The sequence below is a fragment of the Cellulosimicrobium cellulans genome (assembly GCF_007679345.1).
GTDB lineage: Bacteria > Actinomycetota > Actinomycetes > Actinomycetales > Cellulomonadaceae > Cellulomonas > Cellulomonas cellulans_A.
The window spans coordinates 70,394-92,352 of the sequence record NZ_VEGH01000012.1; the positions used below are offsets into that span (position 1 = coordinate 70,394).

The window sequence follows — 21,959 nt, forward strand, 5'->3', positions numbered from 1 at the left end:
ATCGTCGGCGATGCCTGCCGACGACCTCCTCGACGCCCTCGACCCGGACCAGCGGGAGGTCGCGCGCGCACTCACCGGGCCGGTGTGCGTCCTGGCCGGCGCCGGGACCGGCAAGACCCGCGCGATCACCCACCGGATCGCCTACGGGGTGCGCACCGGCGTCTACGCCCCGACCAGCGTGCTCGCGGTGACGTTCACCGCCCGCGCGGCGGGGGAGATGCGCACCCGGCTCCGCGACCTCGGCGTCGCGGGCGTGCAGGCGCGCACGTTCCACTCGGCCGCGCTGCGCCAGCTCCGGTACTTCTGGCCGAAGGTGGTCGGGGGCCCCTCGCCGCAGGTGCTGGCCCAGAAGGCCCCGGTCGTCGCGGACGCCTGCCACCGGCTCGGGCTGTCCGTCGACCGGGTGTCGGTCCGGGACCTCGCGTCGGAGATCGAGTGGGCCAAGGTGTCCCGCATCAGCGCCGAGGACTACGTCCGCGCCGCCGCGGCCGCCGACCGGCCCGCCCCCGCGGGCCACGACCACCACGTCGTCGCCCGCCTCATCACGGCGTACGAGGACGCCAAGGACGCGCGCGGCGTCATGGACATGGAGGACATCCTCTGGCTGCTGTCCGGGATGCTGGTCGAGAACCGCGCCGTCGCGGACGAGATCCGGCACCAGTACCGCCGGTTCGTCGTCGACGAGTACCAGGACATCTCCCCGCTGCAGAAGTTCCTCCTCGACCAGTGGCTCGGCGGCCGGGACGAGCTGTGCGTGGTCGGCGACCCGAGCCAGACCATCTACTCGTTCGCGGGCGCGACGCCGCACTACCTGACCCGGTTCACCGCCGAGCACCCCGGGGCCCAGGTGGTCCGCCTGGTGCGCGACTACCGGTCGACCCCGCAGGTCGTCGGCCTGGCCAACGAGGTGCTGCGCCGCGCGCCGAAGGACCGGGGCGGGCGGTGGGAGCCGCTCGAGCTGATCGCGCAGCGCCCGTCGGCCGGTCCGGTGCGGTTCGCGGTCTACGACGACGACGAGGCGGAGGCCGCCGGGGTCGCCACCCGGATCGGCCGGCTGATCGCGGCGGGCACCCGCCCCAGCGAGATCGCCGTGCTGTACCGGACCAACGCGCAGTCCGAGGCGTTCGAGCAGGCGCTCGCGCACCAGGGGATCGGCTACGTGCTCCGGGGCGGCGAGCGCTTCTTCCAGCGCAAGGAGGTCCGCGACGCGATCGTCCGGCTGCGCGGCGCCGCGGTGGCGGCCGAGGCCGACGTGCCGATGACCGAGACCGTGCGGGACGCGCTGCGCTCGGCCGGCTGGACGGACGAGCCGCCCGCGGCCCGCGGCGCCTCGCGCGAGCGCTGGGACACGCTGCACGCGCTGGTGACCCTCGCGGACGACCTGGCCGCGGCCGCCGAGCGCGCCGGCGGCCGCGCGACGGTCCAGGACCTGATCGCCGACCTGGACGAGCGCGCCGCCGCCCAGCACGCGCCGACCGTCGAGGGCGTCACGCTCGCGTCGCTGCACGCGGCCAAGGGCCTGGAGTGGGACGCGGTGTTCCTCGCCGGCCTGAGCGAGGGCCTCGTGCCGTGGGCGTCCGCCGACACCGCCGCCGACCTCGCGGAGGAGCGCCGGCTGCTCTACGTCGGCATCACCCGCGCCCGGCAGCACCTCGAGCTGTCCTACGGCCGGTCCCGCACCCCGGGCGGCCGGGCGACCCGGCGGCGGTCGCGGTTCCTCGACGGCCTGTGGCCGCAGGAGGGCCGCGCCCGGTTCGGCGACGGGCGGGCGCGCGCCGTCCCTCGGCTCACCGGGGAGGTCGACGGCGAGCTGCTGGCGGCCCTGCACGCCTGGCGGGCCGACCTGGCGCGGTCGACGTCCAAGCCCGCGTACACCGTGCTGGGCGACGCGACCCTGTCCGCCATCGCCGAGCTGCGCCCGGCGAGCGTCCCCGAGCTGGCCCGCGTCCAGGGGATCGGGCCGGCCAAGATCGACCGGTACGGCCCCGACCTGCTGGCGATCGTGGCCGGTCGCCGGCCCGCGGCGGGCGAGGCGGCGGCGGCCGGCTGATCGGCCGTTCGGGGGACCGGGGAGAACTCGTCGAAAATCTCTCGGTAATTCGGTTGTGCGGTCGGCGACGGCCCCTCTACGGTGAACGAGTCCTGCTGGGAGGCCGTGCTGCGCGAAGCGGCGGCGGCCCGATGACGAGAAGGAGGTGTGGTGCTGTGAAGAACATGAACGACGCGTTCCGTGTCGGCGCGATCGCGCTGCCGTTCCTGGCACCCACCTCGGACAAGCACCAGGGGACCGCTGTGTCCCCGGCCGCCCCGGGCACGGGCATCCGTGGCTTCGGCGGCACCGGTCTCCGGCTGCGTGCGCGCGATCTCTCGTCCCGCTCCGACTCCGCCCCAGGAGGACCGGTCATCTGAGTCGATGACCAGCCCGTCCAGGCCGTGGAGTCCACCGGATTCCGCGGCCTTCGTCTTCCCCGGCACCTGCAGGGGGGCGAGGCAGCTGCGGATCCACCGCCACCTCGCTCAACCCGCAAGTCATCAGGAGGACATCGTGCGGCTCACGACGCTGCTCGACACGGTCAACCAGGGCGGATCCGGTCCCTGGCCGCCCGCCTCGACGCCCGCCGTCACCGATGCGCAGTTCGACGCCCTGGTCGCGGGGCTCATCCCGTGCCGGTCCAACGACCCCGAGCTCTGGTTCGCCGAGCGGACGGCCGAGGTCGAGCAGGCCAAGGCGCTCTGCCGCACCTGCCCGCTGCTCGAGGGCTGCCTCGCCGGCGCCGTCGAGCGGCAGGAGCCGTGGGGCGTGTGGGGCGGCGAGGTGTTCGTCGCCGGCCAGGTGGTCGCCGTCAAGCGCGGCCGCGGCCGGCCGCGCAAGGACGCCACCCCGGCGGCCTGACCGCGTCGGGCCCGGTACCGGTCGACGGACCGGGCCTCAACCGCCCAGGGCGGCGCACCCGCACTCCGGGTGCGCCGCCCACCGGCGCAGCCGGGGTGCGACGGACGGCACCGGGATCTCGTACTGCGCGCCCAGGGTCCGCGGCGTCCCGCCGTCCAGGTGCGCCAGCACCTCCGCCGCGGCCAACCCGCCCGCGACCGCGGCGAGCGCGGCCGGGGGCTCGGCGGCGGCGTCGCCGGACCGGGGACCCGCGAGCTGCGCGAGCACGACCGGCCACGCCGGGTCCGTCGCGGCCCGGTGCAGGTCGAGGCAGCGCACGCAGGGGAGCGGGTCGTCTCCCGGCCGGGTCGGGCGGACGAACGGTCCCACCAGCGCGTCCGCCTCGCGGGTCGCGACGGGCAGGTGCGGCAGGTCCGCCCCGAGCAGGGTCAGGGCGGTCGCCGGGTCGGGGACGTCCGCGGCGGCCGTGACCACCACGTCGGGCGGGTCGGCGAGCAGCCCGGCGGTGCCGGGCGCCGTCCGCACCCGCACCCGCGGGGCCACGCCGCGGAGGGTCTCGGCGACGGCGGTCGCGCGGTCCGCCGCGGGGACGCCGTCGCCCGGTTCGGTGCCCGCCGCCCGCCCGGGCCGCGCCGCGCGGGGGTCGACGAGCACCAGCGACCCCACGCCCGCGACGGCGAGCGTCCCTGCCGCCACCGCCCCGGCGCGACCGAGACCGACGACTGCGACCGTCGAGCGCGCCCGCCGGCGGACGGCCCCGGCACCGTCCCCGTCCTGCCGGGCGAGGCCGTGCGCGAGGGCCTCGGGCCGCAGGTCGGGCCGCACCCGACGCGGACGCGCCCCCGCCGGCCGGAGCAGCCCGGCGGTCGCCAGCGCGTCGAGCGCGGCGGCGGGCAGGACGTCGTCGACGCGGCGGTCGCCCGCCCGCAGCAGCCGGTCGACCCGGCCGGGGCTCAGTCCCGCGACACGGACCGCCCACCGCGGGTCGAGGCCCACCTGGACCTCGTCGGTCGCGCGCCGCAGCACGCGGAGTCCCTGCCGGAGCTGCACGGTGCCCCACCCCCGTCCCGTCGAGTACCACCACCGTGGCACCCCGGGCGGGGGCGGACGCCGTCGTCCACAGGTCGGGTTCTGCTCAGGCCTTGCCGAGGATCCGGTTCAGCTTGGTGCTGCAGACCGGGCAGGTGGCCTTGGCCATCCGGCGACCGGACTCGGAGACGACGACCTCGCCCTCGGCCTGGCGCTTCTCCTTGCACTTCACGCAGTAGAACTCGCCGGCGTAGGTCTCGGCCATGTCTGTCTCCTCGCATCGGTTCGGCGACGCCGGGTTCCTGGCGCCCGGGCCAGTATCCACGCCGTGCGGCGGCCGCGGGAGGGTTCCGTCCGCCCGTCGTGCGGCAGTTGCCCCAGATCAGCGGCCCGAACCGCTACGGTGCTGGACGTGCAGCCGTCGCGGGAGCACCCCCGGACGCCGGTCGACCCGGTGCGCTCGCCCGCGCCCGCGGCCGCCGCGCCGGACGCGCGCCCCGCCGCGGAGGCGAGCGCCGCGATCGGTCCCCCGACCGGCTCCCCGCCCGGCGCCGACGGCGACCCACGGCTCGGCCCCGTCGAGGTGCGCCGGTCGCGCCGCCGGTCCCGCACCGTCACCGCGTACCGCGAGGGCGGCCGGACGATCGTCGCCATCCCCGCCCGGTTCACCCGGGCGCAGGAGCGCGAGTGGGTGCGCCGGATGCTCGACCGGCTCGCCACCCAGGAGCAGCGCCGCCGGCCGTCCGACGACCAGCTGGTCCGCCGCGCCGCGGAGCTGAGCCAGCGCTACCTCGGTGGGCGCGCCGTGCCGTCGAGCGTGCGGTGGTCCGGCAACCAGGGCCGGCGCTGGGGGTCCTGCACCGTCGCGGACGGCAGCATCCGGCTGTCCGACCGGCTGCGCGGGATGCCCGCGTGGGTCACCGACTACGTGCTGCTGCACGAGCTCGCTCACCTGCTGCACGCCGGGCACGGGCCGGAGTTCTGGGCCGAGCTCGAGGCGTACCCCCGCACCGAGCGGGCGCGGGGGTTCCTCGAGGGCTACTCGTTCGCGGAGCGCGCGCCCGGGCCGGACGACGACACGGCGCCCGAGGTGGCCGCCGAGGAGGACGCGGCCGACCCCGAGGCGGACTGACCGCCCCGGGGCCGGACGGCTCAGCGGGACGGGTCGTCGTCGGCCGGCCGGCCGCCGGACGGCTCGTCCGGCCCGCCGGCCGGGCCGCCGTCGCCGTCGCCGTCGCCGTCGCCCAGGATCTCCGCCAGCGCCCGGTCGAGGTCCGCGTGCTCGCCCTCCGCGGCGGCGCGGCGGCCGGCGTACCCGGCCGGGTCGTCGAGGTCCTCGGCGGTGGGCAGCAGGTCCGGGTGGTCCCAGACGGCGTCGCGCGCCTCGGGGCCCTGCTCACGGGCGATGCGTGCCCACAGCGCGGCCGCGTCCCGGGACCGGCGGGGCCGCAGCTCCAGGCCGACGAGGGTGGCGAACGTCTGCTCCGCGGGCCCGCCGGCGGCGCGGCGGCGGCGGATCATCTCGCGCAGCGCGACGCCGTGCGGCAGGTGGGGGAGCGCGGCGGTCGCGACCACCTCGTCCACCCAGCCCTCCACCAGCGCGAGCGCGGTCTCCAGCCGGGCGAGCACGGCGCGCTGCTCGGGCGTCGTCTGCGGGGCGAACACGCCGGAGGACAGGGCGCCCTGCAGCGCGGTCGGGTCCGTGGGGTCGATGGCCCGCACCGACTCCTCGAGGCTCTCGACGTCGATGGTGATGCCGCGGGCATAGGCGTCGACGGCCGCCAGCAGGTGGCCGCGCAGCCAGGTGACGTGCGTGAACAGCCGCGCGTGCGCCGCCTCGCGGAGCGCGAGGAACAGCCGCACCTCCTCGAGCGGGATCTCCAGCCCGTCGGCGAAGTCGGCGATGTTCCGCGGCACGAGGGCGGTGGCGGGCTCGGCGACCAGCGGCAGGCCGGCGTCGGTCAGGCCGAACACCTCGCGGGACAGCGAGCCGGCCGCCTGGCCGACCTGCATCCCGAACACGAGCGCGCCGAGCTGGCGCATCATCGCGGCGGGGTCGAGTCCGCCGACGCCGAGGCCGGGCGGCAGGTCCATGCCCTCGGGCAGCTGGTCGGCGAGCGTGGCGGCCAGCGCGGTCGACATCGACGTCGCGACCGGCTCGGTCAGGGTGCGCCAGGTCGGCAGGGTCTGCTCGACCCACTCCGAGCGGGACAGCGCGCGCACGTGCCCGCCGGCGGGCGGCAGGTCGGTGGCCGCGTCGAGCCACAGCTCCGCGACGCCGAGCGCCTCGGTGGCCTGGCGGGCCTCCGCCGGGCTCAGGGTCGGGTCGCCGCCGGTCACCGCGACCTGCCGGGCCATGTCGTGGGCGACGTCCCAGTTGACGGGCCCGTCGCCGCTCGACGACAGCATCCGCTGGACCTGGGCGATCACCTGGTTCATCAGCATCGGGTCGTCGGGCAGGCCGGAGGCGCGGGCCATCTCCGCGGGGTCGAGGCCCTGCTCGCGCATCTGGCGCAGCGCCTCGTCCGCGCCCGGGCCGAACATCTGGCGCAGCATCTGCTCCCAGGCGGCGCCGTCGGAGGGCTCGCCGGGCTGGCGCGCGGTGGGGTCGTCGGTCATCTCGGTGCTCCCGGGCTCGTCGTGGTGCCACCGTAACCACACCCCCGCGCACGCGGACCAGGCCATCACGTCCGGTTCGCTGAGGGCGCACGCGACCCTCACGGGTGCGTGCGGCATGATCGTCCGGTGCCCGCCCAGCCCGGAAGCCCCTCGGACCCCGCCGCGTCGCCCGCCGGCGGGGCCGCCCCGCTCGGCGGCCCCGGCCTGCCGCCGGACGGCGCGTCGCCCGCGGTCCCGGCCGACCCCACCGACCCGACCGAGCCCGCGCCGCCGGTGACGCGCCGCGCCGCGCTGGTGTCCGGCGGCGTGCTGCTGACCGCGGTGCTGCTGGTCGTGCTGCTGCTGATGCCGGTACCGTACGCGGTGAACTCGCCCGGGCCGACGCTGGACACCCTCGGCACGCACGACGACCAGGCGCTCATCACGATCGACGGCGCCGAGACCTACGACTCCACCGGGGAGCTGCGCCTCACCACCGTGTCGACCACGGGCGGCCCGGGGTACCCGTCGAGCGTGCTCGGCGTGCTGCAGGGCTGGCTCAGCCCGTCCCGGCGGGTGCTGCCCGTCGAGTCGGTGTTCCCGCAGGACGCCACCCAGGAGCAGCTGGACGAGCAGAACGAGGCGCAGATGGTGTCCTCCCAGGAGAACGCCACGGTCGCCGCGCTCGAGGAGCTGGGGTACACGGTGCCGGTCACGCTGACCGTGCACGAGGCCGTCGCGGGCACCGGGGCGGTCGGCGTGGTGGATCCCGGGGACGTGCTGCTGTCCTACGACGGCACCCCGCTGACGTCGTACGGCCAGCTCATCGACCTTCTGGACGAGACGGACCCGGGCACGACGGTCACGCTCGGCGTGCTGCGGGACGGCGCCGAGGTCGACCTCGACGTGGTGACCGGCGCGCGCGAGGACGACGACGGCAGCCAGCTCGGCGTCTACATCGACCCGACGTTCGACCCGCCGGTCGACGTCTCCATCCGGATCGACCAGATCGGCGGCTCCAGCGCCGGCACGATGTTCGCGCTCGGGATCATCGACAAGCTGACGCCCGAGGACGAGGCCGCCGGCCAGGTCATCGCGGGCACCGGCACGATGGACCTCAACGGCGCCGTCGGGCCGATCGGCGGCATCCGGCAGAAGATGGCCGGCGCGCTGCGTGACGGGGCGGACTGGTTCCTCGCGCCGGCGGACAACTGCGACGAGGTCGTGGGGAACGTGCCCGACGGGCTGACGGTGGTCAAGGTGTCGACCCTGCACGAGGCCCGCGAGGCGGTCGAGGCGATCGGCGCCGGCGACGCGGGCGACCTGCCGACCTGCACGGCGGCGGACGCGGGCTGACGCCGGCGGGCGACCTGGGGCCGGGCCGCCCCCTGCGGGTCGCGCGCGCCGTCAGGCGAACGTCGCCCGCAGCCCCTCGACCAGGCCCGGCACGACGTCCTCGCCCTGCCCGACGGCGTCGTCCCGGTCGTCGGACCGCTGCCGGACCGCGCACCACGACGGCCCCCCGCGGAGCACGCCCACCGCGAGGCGCACGTCCTGCCGCTGGGGGTGCGCGAGCAGCGCGTCCAGCGCGGCGTCCGGGTCATCCGGCAGACCCTCCTCGGCCTCCGGCGGCAGCACGATCCGCTCGACGGTCAGCGCCGCGCCGTCGACCCCCTCCGGCCACGCGATCGCGCCGAGCAGCCCCTCCAGGTCGTCGCTCGCGGGCAGGCCCTCCTGCTCGACCGAGGTCAGGTGGTCCGGGTCGGCGGCCGCGGCGGCCAGCACGTCGGGCGGCAGCTGCGAGGCGAGCGCGGGCTCGGCGTCCAGGGCGGCCTGCGTCCGGACCAGGGCGAACACCCGCACCGGGCCGTCCCAGCCGCCCGTGGCGACGTGCCGCTCGATCTCCACGACCGCCGCGGCGAGCGCGCGCTGGGCGGGGGTGCTGGCGGGGGTGTCCGGGGTCTGCGTCACGGTCGCCATCCTCGCACCCGCGGCGCCGGCCGGGCACGCGCGCAGGGGCGCGGTGCGGGGGGCGGCCGCTGTGGGAACCTTGAGGCCGCCGGGCGCGTTGTGACCTGCGTGAGCGCCGGGCCCTGCCCGACGCGTCCACGCGCGATCCGTACCCGACGACGAGGACCTCAAGGCCGTGACCTTCGCCAACCCGTCCGCCCGACAGCCCCGGGGGCCACGCCCGCCCCGGCCACCGAGGGGCGCCCCCGGCCGCCGCCGGCCGAGCCCGCTCGCGATCACCGTCGTGGTGCTCGCCCTGGTCGTGGTGGCCGTGCTGCTGCTCGCCCAGCTCTGGACCGAGGTCCTGTGGTTCGACCAGCTGGGCTTCTCCCAGGTGCTCTGGACCCAGTGGCTGACCCGCGGGGCGCTGTTCCTCGCCGGCCTGCTCGTCATGGGCGGCGCGGTGTTCTCCAGCCTCGCGATCGGCTACCGCACCCGGCCGGTGTACGCGCCGTCCAACCAGGAGCAGGCCAGCCTCGACGCCTACCGCGAGGCCGTCGAGCCGCTGCGCCGCGTCGTGCTCGTCGCCGGGCCCGCCGTGCTCGGGCTGTTCGCGGGCATCGCGGCCTCCCAGCAGTGGAGCTCCGTCCAGCTCTGGATGAACAGCACGCCGGTCGGACGTGAGGACCCCCAGTGGGGGATGGACCTGTCGTTCTACATGTTCCAGCTGCCGGGCATGCGGTTCGTCGTCAGCTTCCTCATGGCCGTGACGGTGCTGGCCGGCATCGCCGCCGTCGCGACGCACTACCTGTACGGCGGGTTCCGGGTCGGCGGCTCCGCCGGCACCCCGCGGATGACCCGCGCCGCCCGTGTGCACCTGTCCGTGATCGCGGCCGTCCTCATGGTGCTGATCGCGGCCAACTACTTCCTCGACCGCTACTCGATCCTGACCCAGGAGGGCGACCGGTTCGCCGGCGCCTCGTTCACGGACGTCAACGCGGTCATCCCCTCCAAGAGCATCCTCGCGGGTGTGGCGCTGCTGGTCGCCGTCATGTTCGTCGTCACCGCCCTGCGCGGCACCTGGCGGCTGCCGGCCATCGGCGTGGGCCTGATGATCGTCAGCGCGATCGCCATCGGTGGCATCTACCCGGCGGTCGTCCAGCGGTTCCAGGTGAACCCGAACCAGCAGGACGCCGAGGCGCCGTTCATCCAGCGGAACATCGACGCGACGCTCGCGGCGTACGGCCTCGAGGACGTGGAGACGAGCGACTACAACGCGAACGTCACCGCCGAGCCGGGCGCCCTGCGCGAGGACGCGGAGACGACCGCCTCCATCCGCCTGCTCGACCCGCAGGTGGTGTCGGACTCGTTCCGCCAGCTCGAGCAGATCCGTGGCTTCTACTCGTTCCCCGACACCCTGTCGGTGGACCGGTACGACGTCGCGGACGAGAGCCGCGACACCGTGATCGCGGTCCGCGAGCTCGACCTCGACGGTCTGGACGCCCAGCGCCGCAACTGGACGAACGACGCGACCGTCTACACCCACGGGTTCGGCGTCGTCGCGGCGTACGGCAACACCACGACGTCGAGCGGGGCCCCCGAGTTCTGGGAGGGCGGCATCCCGTCCACCGGCGAGATGGGCGAGTACGAGCCGCGGATCTACTTCGGCCAGAGCTCGCCGAGCTACTCGATCGTCGGCGCCCCCGAGGGCTCCGAGTGGGAGCTCGACTACCCGGACGACGAGTCCGGCGGTGCGGTGAACACCTCGTTCCCGACCGACGAGGTCTCCGCCGGCCCGGAGATCGGGACGTTCTGGAACAAGCTGCTCTACTCGATCAAGTTCGGCTCCGAGCAGATCCTGTTCTCCGACCGCGTGACCGCCGAGTCGCAGATCCTCTACGACCGCGACCCGGTCGACCGCGTCCAGAAGGTCGCGCCGTACCTCACCCTCGACGGCCGGGTGTACCCCGCGGTCGTCGACGGCCGGGTCAAGTGGATCGTCGACGGCTACACGACGTCGAACCAGTACCCGTACGCGGCGGCGCAGTCGCTCGAGGACGCCACGGTGGACTCGCTCACCGAGACGTCGACGACGATCGCGGCCCTGCAGCCGGAGAAGGTCAACTACATCCGCAACTCGGTCAAGGCGACGGTCGACGCCTACGACGGGACGGTCACCCTGTACGCGTGGGACGACCAGGACCCGGTCCTGCAGGCGTGGAGCAACGTCTTCGACACCTCGCTCGAGCCCGTGTCCGCGATCAGCTCCGAGCTGATGAGCCACATCCGGTACCCCGAGGACCTGTTCAAGGTGCAGCGGACCCTGCTCGGCACGTACCACGTGACCGACCCGGGCCAGTTCTTCTCGGGCAACGACGCGTGGCGCACCCCGAACGACCCGACGGCCTCGGGCCAGAGCGTCGCGCAGCCGCCGTACTACCTGACGCTGGAGATGCCGACGCAGGACGCGGCGACGTTCTCCCTGATGTCGACGTACGTGCCGGCCGGCGGCAACGCCCGTGACGTCCTCACGGGGTACATCGCGGTCGACGCGGAGGCCGGGTCGACCGAGGGGGAACCCGCGGAGGGCTACGGCAAGATCCGGCTCCTGGAGCTGCCACGCGACTCCACGGTCCCGGGCCCGAACCAGATGAACAACAACTTCTCGTCCAACCCGGACGTGTCGAACGAGCTGAACATCCTCGCGCGAGGCGACTCCCAGGTCATCCGCGGCAACCTGCTCACGCTCCCCGTCGGCGGCGGCCTGCTCTACGTGCAGCCCGTCTACGTCCAGGCGGCGAGCGGCACGCAGTTCCCGCTCCTGCAGCGCGTGCTGGTGTCGTTCGGCGACGAGATCGGGTTCGCCAGCACCCTCGACGAGGCGCTGGACCAGGTGTTCGGCGGTGACGACGGCACGTCCGCGGGCGACGCCGGCAACGAGATCACGCCGCCGACCACCGGGGACGACACCGGCGGGGACACCGGGGACACCGGTGACGGCGCCGCCACGCCGACGCCCGCGCCCACCGGGGGCACGGGCGCCGGCGCCGCCGACGCCCAGACCCGGCTGACGCAGGCCATCGACCGGGCCACCCAGGCGTACCAGGACGGGCAGGCCGCGCTGGCCGGCGGCGACTTCGCCGCCTACGGCGAGGCGCAGGCCCGGCTCCAGGAGGCCCTGGAGGACGCCGCGGCGGCCGACGCGGAGCTGGGCGGCTCGGGCGGCTGAGCCCCGGGCGCCCCGGGCGCGCACCACGGCGGGCCGGTTCCCTCGCGGGGGAGCCGGCCCGCCGCGCGCCCGGCGCGGGGGCGGGCCGGCACGGCGGGTGTGACCGAGGGCACGGCGGGTGGATTTGGATCGCCCGTCACCCTGGCGTAACGTAGTGATCACCGACGCGGGGTGGAGCAGCTCGGTAGCTCGCTGGGCTCATAACCCAGAGGTCGCAGGTTCAAATCCTGCCCCCGCTACGCAGTGCCGATGCAGATCGGCGACGAAGGCCCGGACCACACGGTCCGGGCCTTCGTGCTGTGCGGGGCGAGCGACGCCTAGCCGGCTGCGCGCTCGGCGCCCGGACGTCGCCGGAGGGCGGGGTCGGCGACCTCCGGACCGCGGTAGACCATGTCCATCGCGCCGATGCTCTCGCCGGGCGGCACGATCGCGTCGATCCGGTCGAGGATCTCGTCGGTCAGCACGACGTCGGCGCCGGCGAGCGTGTTCTCGAGCTGCTCCAGGGTCCGGGGTCCGATGATCGCGGACGTCACCCCCGGGTGCGCGATCGCGAACGCCATCGCGAGGTGCGGCAGCGGGATCCCGACCTCGTCCGACAGCGTGAGCAGCTGCTCCACCGCGGCCAGGCGCCGCTCGTCGCGGAAGTGGCGCATGCCGGTGCTCGCCCGGAACGTGTCGTTGGCCTGCCCGGCCCGGTACCTGCCGGTCAGCGCGCCGCCGGCGAGCGGGCTGTACACGAGGGTGCCCATGCCGTAGCGCTGCGCGACGGGGAGGATCTCGCGCTCGATCTCGCGGTCCAGGACCGAGTAGTTCGGCTGCTCGCTGCGGAACCGCTCGAACCCGCGGCGCTCGGCGGCCCACTGCGCCTCGACGATCTCCGAGCCGCGCATGGACGAGGAGCCGATCGCCCGGACCTTGCCCTGCCGCACGAGGTCGGTGAGGGCGGAGAGCGTCTCCTCGATGTCCGTGTCGGGGTCGGGGCGGTGCAGCTGGTAGAGGTCGATGTGGTCGGTGCGCAGGTTCCGCAGCGAGCGCTCCACGGCCTGCACGATCCAGCGCCGCGAGGCGCCCCGGTGGTTCACGTCGTCGTCGACCGGGCCGTGGAACTTCGTCGCGAGGACGACCTGGTCGCGACGCCCCTGCAGCGCCTCGCCGACGACCTCCTCCGAGTCGCCGTAGCGGTCGGCGGTGTCCACGAAGTTGATCCCGGCGTCGAGCGCGCGGTGGATGATCCGGACGCCTTCCCGGCGGTCGGGGTTGCCCAGCGAGCCGAGCATCATCGCGCCGAGCGCGTAGGGCGTCACCTTGATGCCGGTGCGCCCGAGGGTGCGGTACTGCATGCGTGCCTCCCGTATGCTGGTGGCGGAACACCGTTCCGCTTCGATGTCGTCGACCATACGGAACGCTGTTCCGTTTGTCTAGTGAGGTGAGCCATGACCTCGTCCGCCAGCTCCCGGCCCCTGCGCGCCGACGCCCGGCAGAACGCCGACGCCCTGCTCGTCGCCGCCCGGGCCGTGTTCGAGCGCTCGGGGGTCGACGCACCGGCGCGGGAGGTGGCCGCCGAGGCCGGGGTCGGCGTCGGCACCCTCTACCGGCACTACCCCACGCGGGCGGACCTCGTGACCGCGGTCTTCACCACGGAGATCGACGCGACCGCCGCGGCCGCCGAGGAGCTGCGGCGCCGGTACCCGCCCGGCGAGGCGCTGGACCAGTGGATCGCGCGGTTCACGCAGTTCGTCGCGACCAAGCAGGGGCTCGCGGCGGCCCTCCGCTCCGGGGACCCGGCGTTCGACGCGCTGCCCGCCTACCTGGAGGCGACCCTCGGGCCGGCCCTGCGCTCCCTCCTCGAGGCCGCCGTGGCCAGCGGCGAGGTCCGGCCCGACGTCGACGCGCTCGACCTCCTCCAGGCGATCGGCGACCTGAGCCACCGCGCGCCGTCGGCGGACGGCTCGCCGAACCCGATGGTGCGCCTGCTCGTCGACGGCCTGCGGGTGCGGGGTTAGCGGGGGTGTGCCCCGAGCCGACTAGGTCCCGGCGCCCGGGTCGCGTAGGGTGGGGGCACCGACGCGGGGTGGAGCAGCTCGGTAGCTCGCTGGGCTCATAACCCAGAGGTCGCAGGTTCAAATCCTGTCCCCGCTACGCAGATGACGAAGGCCCGGACCGGCTGGTCCGGGCCTTCGTCGTCCCCGTGGCTCAGTCCTGCGACCGCCCGATCAGCTCGAGCGTGTCGACCACGCGGTTCGAGAACCCCCACTCGTTGTCGTACCAGGCGACGACCTTCACGTGCTTCCCCTCGACCCGCGTCAGGTGCGAGTCGAACACCGACGACGCCGGGTTCCCGACGATGTCGGACGAGACCAGGAAGTCCTCCGAGTACTCCAGCACCCCGGCGAGCGGACCCGCGGCCGCGGCACGGTACGCGGCCAGCACGTCCTCGCGGGTGACGTCCCGGGCGACGGTCGCGTTGAGCTCGACGATCGAGCCCACCGGGACCGGCACGCGGATCGAGTCGCCGGACAGCCGGCCGTCGAGCTGCGGCAGCACCAGGCCGATCGCCTTGGCGGCGCCCGTCGTCGTCGGGGTGATGTTGACGGCGGCCGCCCGCGCGCGGCGGGGGTCGCGGTGGGGCCCGTCCTGCAGGTTCTGCTCCTGCGTGTAGGCGTGCACCGTGGTCATGAACGCGTGCTCGATCCCGGCGAGGTCGTCGAGCACCAGGGCCAGCGGCGCGAGGGCGTTCGTCGTGCACGAGGCGTTGGAGATGACGGTGTGCACGGCCGGGTCGTAGGCGTCGGTGTTCACGCCGTAGGCGATGGTGACGTCCGCGCCGTCGGACGGCGCCCCGACCAGCACGGCGCGCGCCCCGGCGTCGAGGTGGCCGCGGGCGGCGGCGCTCGCGAACCGACCGGTCGACTCGAGCACGACGTCGACCCCGAGCTCCGCCCACGGGAGCCGGGCGGGCTCGCGCTCGGCGAGGACGGCGATGCGGCGGCCGTCGACCACGAGGTGGTCGCCGTCCACGGACACGGGCCGCCCGAGCCGCCCGGCCGTCGAGTCGAAGGCCAGCAGCCGGGCCAGGGCGGCCGGCTCGGTGAGGTCGTTGACGGCCACGACCTCCAGGTCGCTACCGCGCTCGAGGATCGCGCGCAGGACGTTGCGGCCGATGCGTCCGAAGCCGTTGATGGCGACGCGGGTCATGGGTACCTCCGGTGGGTCTGTGCGTTCGGGACGCCTCCAGCCTCGGCGGGACGGCGCTCCCCGGACAGCGGCGCGCGCGCCATGGTCCGCACGGATCTCGCCAGCGTCGGCACCCGTCGTCTGGCGCCTGGCGGGACGGCGGAGGTTCGGCGGCGCGGCGGGCTACTCGCCCCGCGCGAACGTGCGCCGGTACTCGCTCGGCGTCGTGCCGAGCACGCGCTGGAAGTGCCGCCGCAGGTTCGCCCCCGTCCCCAGACCGACGTCCACCGCGATCTGCTCGACCGACCGCTGCGAGCGCTCCAGCAGCTCGCGTGCCACGTCCACCCGGGCCCGCAGCACCCACTCCATCGGCGTGTACCCCGAGTCCTGCACGAACCGGCGGGAGAACGTGCGCGGCGACACTGCGGCGTGCCGGGCGAGCGCCTCCAGGGTCAGCGGTTCGTCGAGCCGGTGCAGCGCCCACTCCCGGGTCGCGGCGAACCGCTCACCGAGCGGCTCCGGGACGCTGCGCGGCACGTACTGCGCCTGGCCGCCGGAGCGGTACGGCGCGGCGACGAGGCGGCGCGCGGCGTGGTTCGAGGGCGCGACGCCGAGGTCGCGCCGGATGAGGTGCAGGCACAGGTCGATCCCCGACGCCGCACCCGCGGAGGTGAGGACCTGGCCCTCGTCGACGAACAGCACGTTCTCGTCGACGGTGACGCGCGGGTAGCGGTTCGCGAAGGCGCGGGTGTAGTGCCAGTGCGTGGTGGCGCGGCGCCCGTCGAGCAGGCCGGTGGCGGCGAGGGCGAACGCACCGGTGGAGATCGCGGCCAGGTCGGCGCCGCGGTGGTGGGCGGCCACGAGCGCGGCGACGACGGCGGGCGGCGGGTCCTCCCGGTCGGGGTGCCGGTACCCCGGGATGAACACGACGTCGGCCCACGCCAGCGCGTCGAGCCCGTCGGCGACGTGGTACGACAACCCGTCGCCGCCGCGGACCAGGCCGGGCGCGGGACCGCAGACGCGGACCTCGTACGGCATGCTCGGCCGGTTGGTGAACACCTGCGCGGGGATGCCGACGTCCAGCGGCTTGGCGCCCTCGAGCACGAGCACGGCGACGCGGCGGAGGCGGGTGGCGGCCACGGCGCCAGCGTAGGGCGCGTCCGGGCCGGCCCGTCCTCAGTCCCGCCGACGGAGCTCGAGCGCGCGACGCACTCCCCAGACGTAGTCGGCCGGCCGCTCCCAGGCGGCGAAGTGCCCGCCGTGGGCGTGCTCGCGCCAGTCCGCGACCGCGAAGAACCGCTCCGCGAACCGCCGGGGGGCGTTGACGAGGTCGTGCGCGAACACGGTGAACACGGTGGGTGCCTGAATGCGCGGCCAGTCCTTGGCGCCGCCGGCGGCGTACGGGGCGAACGACGTCCCGATCGAGCCGGTGAACCAGTACGCGCTGACCCAGGTCAGCGCCTCGTCCGGCGTGAACGCCCGCGCCAGGTCGCCGTCCGAGTCGGTCCAGGCGACCAGCTTCTCGACGATCCACGCCGCCAGTCCCGCGGGGGAGTCGCCGAGCCCCGCCGTGAGGGTGCCGGGCCGGGTGGCCTGCTCGTGCATGTAGCCGCCCTGCTCCGCCTGCCACCGGTGCCCGTAGGCCACGTACGCCCGCTCCTCCTCGCTCAGGTCCTCGGGCAGGTCGACCAGGAAGTGGTACTGGGAGACGTCGGTGAGGTGCAGCGCGGTCACCGCCTCGGGGTGACGGGCGGCGAGCGCCTCGGCGACGTCGCACCCGACGTCGCCCGCCGACACCACGTAGCGGTCGAACCGGAGCTCGCGCAGCGCCCCCGCGACGGCGTCGGCCATCGCGACCGCGGAGAGCCCGCCGCCGTCGACCGGCGCTGCGAACGGGAACCCGGGCAGCGCCGGGACGACCACGGTCACGTCCGCCAGCTCGGGCAGCACCCGCTCGAACCGGAGCACCGAGTCCGGCCAGCCGTGCAGGAGGACCACGACCGGGGCGTCGGGCGAACCGCGGCGGACGATCGCGCGCACCGGGACCGTCGCCTCATCAGTCTCGTACCAGGGCTGGGCGGCGATGCGGTCCTCCTGGGCGCGCCAGTCGAACCCGGTGCGCCAGTGCGCGAGGAGGTCGGCCAGCACGTCGGGGTCGACCCCGAGCGGCCGGCCCAGGGCGGGCGTCCGGACGGTGCGGGTCCGGGCCAGCCGGTCGGTCAGGTCGTCGAGCGCGTCCGGGGTGACCCGGACGAAGGCGTGCTCGCGCATGCGTGTCCCCTCGTCGGTCGTGGTGCCGTCCAGCGTGCGGTCGCCACCCAACCTGGCACCAGGGTCCGACACGGCGCCGTCCTCCGCGCCGGGCGGCGGGCCTCGCCCGCCGCCCGGGTCCGCTCAGAGGCGGGGGAACGCCGTGTACGCCGTGTCGGCGGGCAGCGGCGAGAGGAACACCGCCTCGAACCGCGCCTGGCCGCCGGCCGGCAGCCGGTCGACGTAGGTGGACTGGGCGCCGAGGATGGTGCCGTCCGGCGCCGTCGCCACGACGACCACGCTGACCAGCTCCTGGTCCTCCTGGAACGCGCTGGTCAGCGTGCCCCCGACGGTGGTGGACCACTCGTCCGACGCGGCGGCGACGTCCGCGACGGCGAACGTGCCGAGGTCGCTCTCGTGCACCGCCTCGGACGCCTGCGGCCCGCGCACCTCGAGGTGGTCCACCGGGGCGTCGCCCACGGACAGGAACACGCCGGTCAGGGCTGTCTGGCCGGGCAGCAGGTCCACGTAGTCGGGGGCGGAGTCGAGGATCGTGCCGTCGGCCCCGACCGCCTCGACGGTGAAGCCCGCGAACGGGAAGACGTGCTCGGCGTTCGGGTTGTCCACGACCGCCACGTACCACCAGGTCGTGGGGTCGTACGTGTTCTGGCCGAAGGCGACGTCGAGGACAGCGAGGTCCTGCGCGGCGGATGCGTCGGCCGGTGCCTCCGCGTCGGCGTCCGCGGCCGCCGGGTCGCCGGCCGCGTCACCCGCGCCGGTGTCCTGCTCGAGCTCCGCGACGCTGTCGTTCAGGTCGTCCACCACGTCGTCGATCACGCGCGTGTAGGCGATCTGCGTGACGATCACGACGACGAAGGCCACGACCGCGACGGCGATCGCGCTGATCGCCATCGCCTTGCCGGGTCGCGCCTTCCGCACCGCGCCGACCAGGGCGATGACGCCGAAGACGACGCCGACGACCGCCAGCACGGCGGCGAGGTTGTTGACGATCGGCACCCAGCTCAGCACGAGCGCCACGAGGGCGAGGACGAGCGCCGTGATCGCGAACCCCTTGCCACCTCCGGACGCGCCCGGGGGGACGGGCGCGCCGAGCCCGCCGGGCGCGGCACCGTACGGGCTGCCGGCGGGCGGCCCGGAGGCCGGCGGCGCGGGGTAGGGCGCAGGCGGGGCCGGGTGCGCCGTGCTCGGGGCGGCCGGCGCACCGGGCGCCGGGAACCCCGGCTCGGGTGCGGGCGGTCCCGCGGGGGTGGGGGTGGGGTCGTCGGTGCTCACGTCTCGTCTCCTGCTCGGGCAGCATCGCTGCGCTGGGTTCTTCCTGAGCATCGGCTGTGCTGGCCCTCACCCGGAGGTGGTTCACTCGTTTGCCGCAGGCAAGGATCGGGCCGACGCCGTCAGACGGTGAAGCGCCCGACCACGTCCTTCAGCTCAGCGGACATCTGCGCCAGTGACACGACCGCTTGCTGGGAGTCGGACACGCCCTGGGTGGTTGTGCCCGCCGCCTCCGCCACCCCGGAGATGGTCGAGGCGATCTCCGTCGACCCCGTCGCGGCCTCGGACACGCTGCGGTTCATCTCCGCGGTGGTCGACGTCTGCTGCTCGACGGCGCTGGAGATGGTCATCTGGTAGTCGTTGATCTGGGCGATGATCGCGCTGATCTGGTCGATCGCGGCGACGGCGCCGTCGGCGTCGCCCTGGATCGAGTCGACGCGGCGCGCGATCTCGTCGGTCGCCCTCGCCGTCTCCTGCGCCAGCTCCTTGACCTCGCCCGCCACCACCGCGAATCCCTTGCCCGCCTCGCCCGCACGGGCCGCCTCGATCGTGGCGTTGAGCGCCAGCAGGTTCGTCTGCTCGGCGATCGAGGTGATGAGCTTGACGACGTTGCCGATCTCCTTGCTGGACTCGCCCAGCCGGCCCATCGTGGTCGTGGTGTCGCCGACGGTGGCGACGGCGCGGTTCGCGACCTCGGCGGCCAGGGTGGCGTTGCGGGCGATCTCCTGGATGGACGCCCCCATCTCCTCCGACCCGGCGGCGACGGTCTGGACGTTGCGGGACACCTGCTCGGCGGCGGCGGCGACCACCCCCGCCTGGGCCGACGTCTCCTCGGCTGCCGCCGCGATCTGGCCGGTGGTCGCGGACATCTGCTCCGCTGCGGACGCGAGGGAGCCCGACGACGCGTCGATGGTGCCGATGACGTCGCGCAGGTTCGCCACAGCGGAGTCGAGGGCGGTCCCCACGGCCCCGACCTCGTCCCGCGTGGCGAGGCCGGCGCGGACGGTCAGGTCGCCGCGCTGCAGCCCTTCCGCGACCGAGCGGACCCGGCCCAGGCCGCGGACGATCGACCGGGCGACGAGCACGCCCACGGCGACGGCGAGCGCGGTCCCCACCACGAGCAGGACGAGCACCTGCGTGCGGTTGGACTCGAAGCCGCGCTGCGCGGCGGCGGCAGCCGCGGCCGCGCCGTCCTCCTCGCCGGTGACGAGCTGCGTCATGCTGTCGCCCATCTGGTCGATGATCGACTGGGCCTCGCCGTCCCGGATCGACACGTACAACGCGGTGTCGTGCGCCCGGCTGGCGGAGAGCATCTTGTCGTCGCGCAGGGTGGTGTACGCGTCGAGAGCCGTGACGAACGCGTCGAGCTCCGCGCGCGCGTCCGCGTCGAGGTCGAGCCCCTGGTAGGCGGCGACGGCGTCCCGGACCTCGGCCTCGGCCGCCGCGATCTTCTGCTCGGCCGCGTCCTTGTCCGCCGTCTCCTGGGCGATCACGTGGTTGGCGAGGGCGAACCGCATCTCGACCGTGGCGCGCCGGGCCTGGGCGGCGTACTGCAGCCCCATGAAGTTGTCCCGGTACAGCGACCGCGCGGCGTCGTCGGTACGTGCGAGGGCCGCGATGCCCATCACGCCGACGACCGCGCCGACCAGCGAGGCCAGCAGCACCGCGGCCAGGATGCGGGTGCGCACCCCGCGGTCGCGGAACCACGAGCCGGTCGTCGTGCGGCGGGTGGGTGTGGTCGTGCTCATGTCTGCGCCTTGTCCTCGTGCGACGGGCGGAAGTGCCCCCTGGGCCGGTCCGATCGGCCACGGGGCGCGCCGGGGGAGGGGCCGGAGGTCCCGGGTGACGGGGACGGACCCGTCGACCTGCGCCGCGACCGTGGCGGTTCACCCGGACGGCCCGCGGTCGCCGCGAGGAGCCACCCGGGATACAACGGGTGCCATGGCCGACGTGCATCGCGAGATCGAGCGGAAGTACGCCACCGGCCCGGACGTCGAGCTCCCGGCGCTGACCGAGCTCCTGGCCGGGGCCCCCGGGCTGCCCGACGGCGGCACGCCCGTCGCCGCGAGCGACGACGCCGTCGAGCTGGTGGCGACCTACTTCGACACCGCCGACCTGCGGCTGTCCGCCGCGGGGCTGACCCTGCGCCGGCGGACCGGCGGCGAGGACGCCGGGTGGCACCTCAAGGTCCCGGCCGGCCCGGACGAGCGTTCCGAGGTGCGGCTGCCGCCCGGGCGGGCCGTGCGCACGGTCCCCGCGCCGCTGCGCGCCCTGGTGCACGCGGCGACGCTCGGGTCGACGCTGCGCCCGGTCGCAGAGGTGCGGACCTCCCGGGCGGTGCACCGGCTCGCGGACGCGACCGGCCGGGTGCTGCTCGAGCTCGTCGACGACCGGGTGACGGCGCGGCGGGTCCGGCCGTCAGGCTCGACGGGCGACGTGGTCGGGGCGCCCGAGGAGTGGCGCGAGGTCGAGGTCGAGCTGGTCGAGGGCGCCGGGGACCTGCTGGACGTGGTCGAGGAGCGGCTGGGCGCGCTCGGGCTCCGGCCCGCCGCGGAGCGCTCGAAGCTCGATCGGGTGCTGGGCCCGGCCGGCGGGCGCGCGCCGGGACGGCCGCGGCTGACGACGAAGTCGCCCGCGGGGGACGTCGTCGTCGGCTACGTGTCCGACCAGCTCGACCGGCTCCGGGGGCAGGACCTGCGGGTCCGGCTCGGGGCGCCGGGTGGGGTGCACCAGATGCGGGTGGCCGCCCGCCGGGTGCGCACCGCGCTGCGGACGTTCGGGCGGCTGTTCGCGCCCGGCACCGTGCGGCCGCTGCGGGACGAGCTCGGCTGGCTGGCGGACGTGCTCGGTCGGGCCCGGGACGCGGAGGTGCTGCGCGAGCGGGTGCGGTCCGCGGTCGAAGGACCTGGGGCCGAGGAGGCGGTCGGCACCGGGACGCACGCGGCGGCGGTCGCCGCGGACGCCGAGCTCGGCCGGGCGGCGCAGGACGCGCTCGACACGCTGCTGCGCGAGCTCGACGGCGACCGGTACCGCCGGCTCCTGCGGGACGTGGCGGCGTTCGTCGCCGAGCCCCGGTACTCCGACGAGGGCCGGCGCCGCGCACGCCGGGTGCTGCCCGGGCAGGTCGCGCGCCGGGACCGGAAGGTGCGCCGCCGGCTGCGTCGCGCACGCCGGGTGCCGGAGGGCCGCCGCCGGGACGACGCGCTGCACGACGCCCGCAAGGCCGCCAAGGCCGCGCGCTACGCCGGGGAGTCGGTCGCCGGGGTGCTCGGCGCGGACGCCGACCGGTACGCGCGTCGGATGGAGGACCTGCAGGAGGTGCTCGGCGAACATCACGACTCCGTCGTCGCCCGGGCGCGGCTGCGGGAGCTCGCCCGGCACGCGCCGAGCACCGAGGTGGCGTTCCTGTACGGCCGGCTGCACGCCCTGGAGGAGGCGCGCGGGCGGGAGACGGAGCGCGCTGCGGGTGCCGTGGCCCGCGCCGCGGGGAAGAAGAGGCTGCGCCGCTGGCTCGGCTGAGGCGCGCGGACGGGGCCGCCGGAGTGT

Annotated in this window: 18 protein-coding genes and 2 tRNA genes; 10 read left to right on the plus strand and 10 right to left on the minus strand. The window is 75.4% G+C overall.

Annotation, left to right across the window (positions count from 1 at the left end; all coding sequences use genetic code 11):
- Window positions 1–10 precede the first annotated feature (10 nt).
- The 3 genes from FS882_RS15610 to FS882_RS15620 all read left to right on the plus strand — a co-directional run bounded on the left by FS882_RS15610 (window position 11) and on the right by FS882_RS15620 (window position 2,893).
- Window positions 11–2,050 (plus strand): ATP-dependent helicase, encoded by a 2,040-nt coding sequence (locus FS882_RS15610; protein WP_158374313.1) that lies wholly within the window; start codon window positions 11–13, stop codon window positions 2,048–2,050.
- A 155-nt stretch (window positions 2,051–2,205) separates the two neighbouring features.
- On the plus strand, window positions 2,206–2,409 hold the full coding sequence (locus FS882_RS15615) for a hypothetical protein (protein ID WP_158374315.1): 204 nt from the start codon (window positions 2,206–2,208) through the stop codon (window positions 2,407–2,409).
- Between the two features lie 136 nt (window positions 2,410–2,545).
- Window positions 2,546–2,893 (plus strand): WhiB family transcriptional regulator, encoded by a 348-nt coding sequence (locus tag FS882_RS15620; RefSeq protein WP_158374318.1) that lies wholly within the window; start codon window positions 2,546–2,548, stop codon window positions 2,891–2,893.
- 36 nt (window positions 2,894–2,929) lie between these two features.
- Here the strand turns inward: FS882_RS15620 and FS882_RS15625 are convergent, their stop codons facing one another.
- Together FS882_RS15625 and FS882_RS15630 are read right to left on the minus strand one after the other, a co-directional pair.
- Window positions 2,930–3,943: a ThiF family adenylyltransferase gene (locus tag FS882_RS15625; protein ID WP_187365326.1), complete on the minus strand. Its 1,014-nt coding sequence runs from the start codon at window positions 3,941–3,943 to the stop codon at window positions 2,930–2,932.
- Window positions 3,944–4,028: 85 nt separating this feature from the next.
- Window positions 4,029–4,187 (minus strand): DUF5679 domain-containing protein, encoded by a 159-nt coding sequence (locus tag FS882_RS15630; protein WP_147794224.1) that lies wholly within the window; start codon window positions 4,185–4,187, stop codon window positions 4,029–4,031.
- A 255-nt stretch (window positions 4,188–4,442) separates the two neighbouring features.
- Between FS882_RS15630 and FS882_RS15635 the strand changes: the two genes are divergently transcribed.
- Entirely contained in the window at window positions 4,443–5,054 is a 612-nt protein-coding gene (locus FS882_RS15635) for a M48 family metallopeptidase (RefSeq protein ID WP_262348354.1), read from the plus strand.
- A 20-nt stretch (window positions 5,055–5,074) separates the two neighbouring features.
- Here the strand turns inward: FS882_RS15635 and FS882_RS15640 are convergent, their stop codons facing one another.
- The gene (locus FS882_RS15640) at window positions 5,075–6,541 is read right to left on the minus strand and encodes a zinc-dependent metalloprotease (RefSeq protein ID WP_158374322.1); all 1,467 of its coding nucleotides are present in this window, start codon (window positions 6,539–6,541) and stop codon (window positions 5,075–5,077) included.
- Window positions 6,542–6,667: 126 nt separating this feature from the next.
- Between FS882_RS15640 and FS882_RS15645 the strand changes: the two genes are divergently transcribed.
- Window positions 6,668–7,876 (plus strand): PDZ domain-containing protein, encoded by a 1,209-nt coding sequence (locus FS882_RS15645; RefSeq protein WP_316043650.1) that lies wholly within the window; start codon window positions 6,668–6,670, stop codon window positions 7,874–7,876.
- Window positions 7,877–7,927: 51 nt separating this feature from the next.
- Here the strand turns inward: FS882_RS15645 and FS882_RS15650 are convergent, their stop codons facing one another.
- Window positions 7,928–8,500 carry a PPA1309 family protein gene (locus tag FS882_RS15650; RefSeq protein WP_158374324.1) on the minus strand — a complete coding sequence of 191 codons (573 nt, stop codon included), beginning with the start codon at window positions 8,498–8,500 and terminating at the stop codon, window positions 7,928–7,930.
- Window positions 8,501–8,765: 265 nt separating this feature from the next.
- Here FS882_RS15650 and FS882_RS15655 point away from each other — a divergent pair, with 265 nt between their 5' ends.
- Both FS882_RS15655 and FS882_RS15660 read left to right on the plus strand, forming a co-directional pair.
- Complete coding sequence (locus FS882_RS15655; protein ID WP_410053292.1) at window positions 8,766–11,699, plus strand: UPF0182 family protein; 2,934 nt, start codon at window positions 8,766–8,768, stop codon at window positions 11,697–11,699.
- 165 nt (window positions 11,700–11,864) lie between these two features.
- Window positions 11,865–11,938, plus strand: a tRNA-Met gene (locus FS882_RS15660).
- 78 nt (window positions 11,939–12,016) lie between these two features.
- On the opposite strand, the gene FS882_RS15665 is transcribed toward FS882_RS15660, so the two are convergent.
- The gene (locus FS882_RS15665; protein ID WP_158374328.1) at window positions 12,017–13,039 is read right to left on the minus strand and encodes an aldo/keto reductase; all 1,023 of its coding nucleotides are present in this window, start codon (window positions 13,037–13,039) and stop codon (window positions 12,017–12,019) included.
- 93 nt (window positions 13,040–13,132) lie between these two features.
- Between FS882_RS15665 and FS882_RS15670 the strand changes: the two genes are divergently transcribed.
- Complete coding sequence (locus FS882_RS15670) at window positions 13,133–13,702, plus strand: TetR/AcrR family transcriptional regulator (protein WP_154728717.1); 570 nt, start codon at window positions 13,133–13,135, stop codon at window positions 13,700–13,702.
- 62 nt (window positions 13,703–13,764) lie between these two features.
- Window positions 13,765–13,838, plus strand: a tRNA-Met gene (locus tag FS882_RS15675).
- A gap of 54 nt (window positions 13,839–13,892) precedes the next feature.
- On the opposite strand, the gene gap is transcribed toward FS882_RS15675, so the two are convergent.
- From gap to FS882_RS15700, 5 genes are all read right to left on the minus strand, one after another.
- Window positions 13,893–14,894 carry a type I glyceraldehyde-3-phosphate dehydrogenase gene (gap, locus tag FS882_RS15680; RefSeq protein WP_158374330.1) on the minus strand — a complete coding sequence of 334 codons (1,002 nt, stop codon included), beginning with the start codon at window positions 14,892–14,894 and terminating at the stop codon, window positions 13,893–13,895.
- A 162-nt stretch (window positions 14,895–15,056) separates the two neighbouring features.
- Window positions 15,057–16,013, minus strand: coding sequence for a GlxA family transcriptional regulator (locus FS882_RS15685; protein WP_158374332.1), 957 nt, complete (start codon window positions 16,011–16,013; stop codon window positions 15,057–15,059).
- Window positions 16,014–16,049: 36 nt separating this feature from the next.
- On the minus strand, window positions 16,050–17,144 hold the full coding sequence (locus FS882_RS15690; protein WP_158374334.1) for an epoxide hydrolase family protein: 1,095 nt from the start codon (window positions 17,142–17,144) through the stop codon (window positions 16,050–16,052).
- A gap of 123 nt (window positions 17,145–17,267) precedes the next feature.
- Window positions 17,268–18,416 (minus strand): hypothetical protein, encoded by a 1,149-nt coding sequence (locus tag FS882_RS21090; protein ID WP_187365328.1) that lies wholly within the window; start codon window positions 18,414–18,416, stop codon window positions 17,268–17,270.
- A 119-nt stretch (window positions 18,417–18,535) separates the two neighbouring features.
- Window positions 18,536–20,161 carry a methyl-accepting chemotaxis protein gene (locus FS882_RS15700; RefSeq protein ID WP_158374338.1) on the minus strand — a complete coding sequence of 542 codons (1,626 nt, stop codon included), beginning with the start codon at window positions 20,159–20,161 and terminating at the stop codon, window positions 18,536–18,538.
- 193 nt (window positions 20,162–20,354) lie between these two features.
- Here FS882_RS15700 and FS882_RS15705 point away from each other — a divergent pair, with 193 nt between their 5' ends.
- A complete protein-coding gene (locus tag FS882_RS15705) occupies window positions 20,355–21,932 on the plus strand; it encodes a CYTH and CHAD domain-containing protein (RefSeq protein WP_187365329.1) in 1,578 nt (525 codons plus the stop codon).
- The last annotated feature ends 27 nt before the right edge of the window (window positions 21,933–21,959 follow it).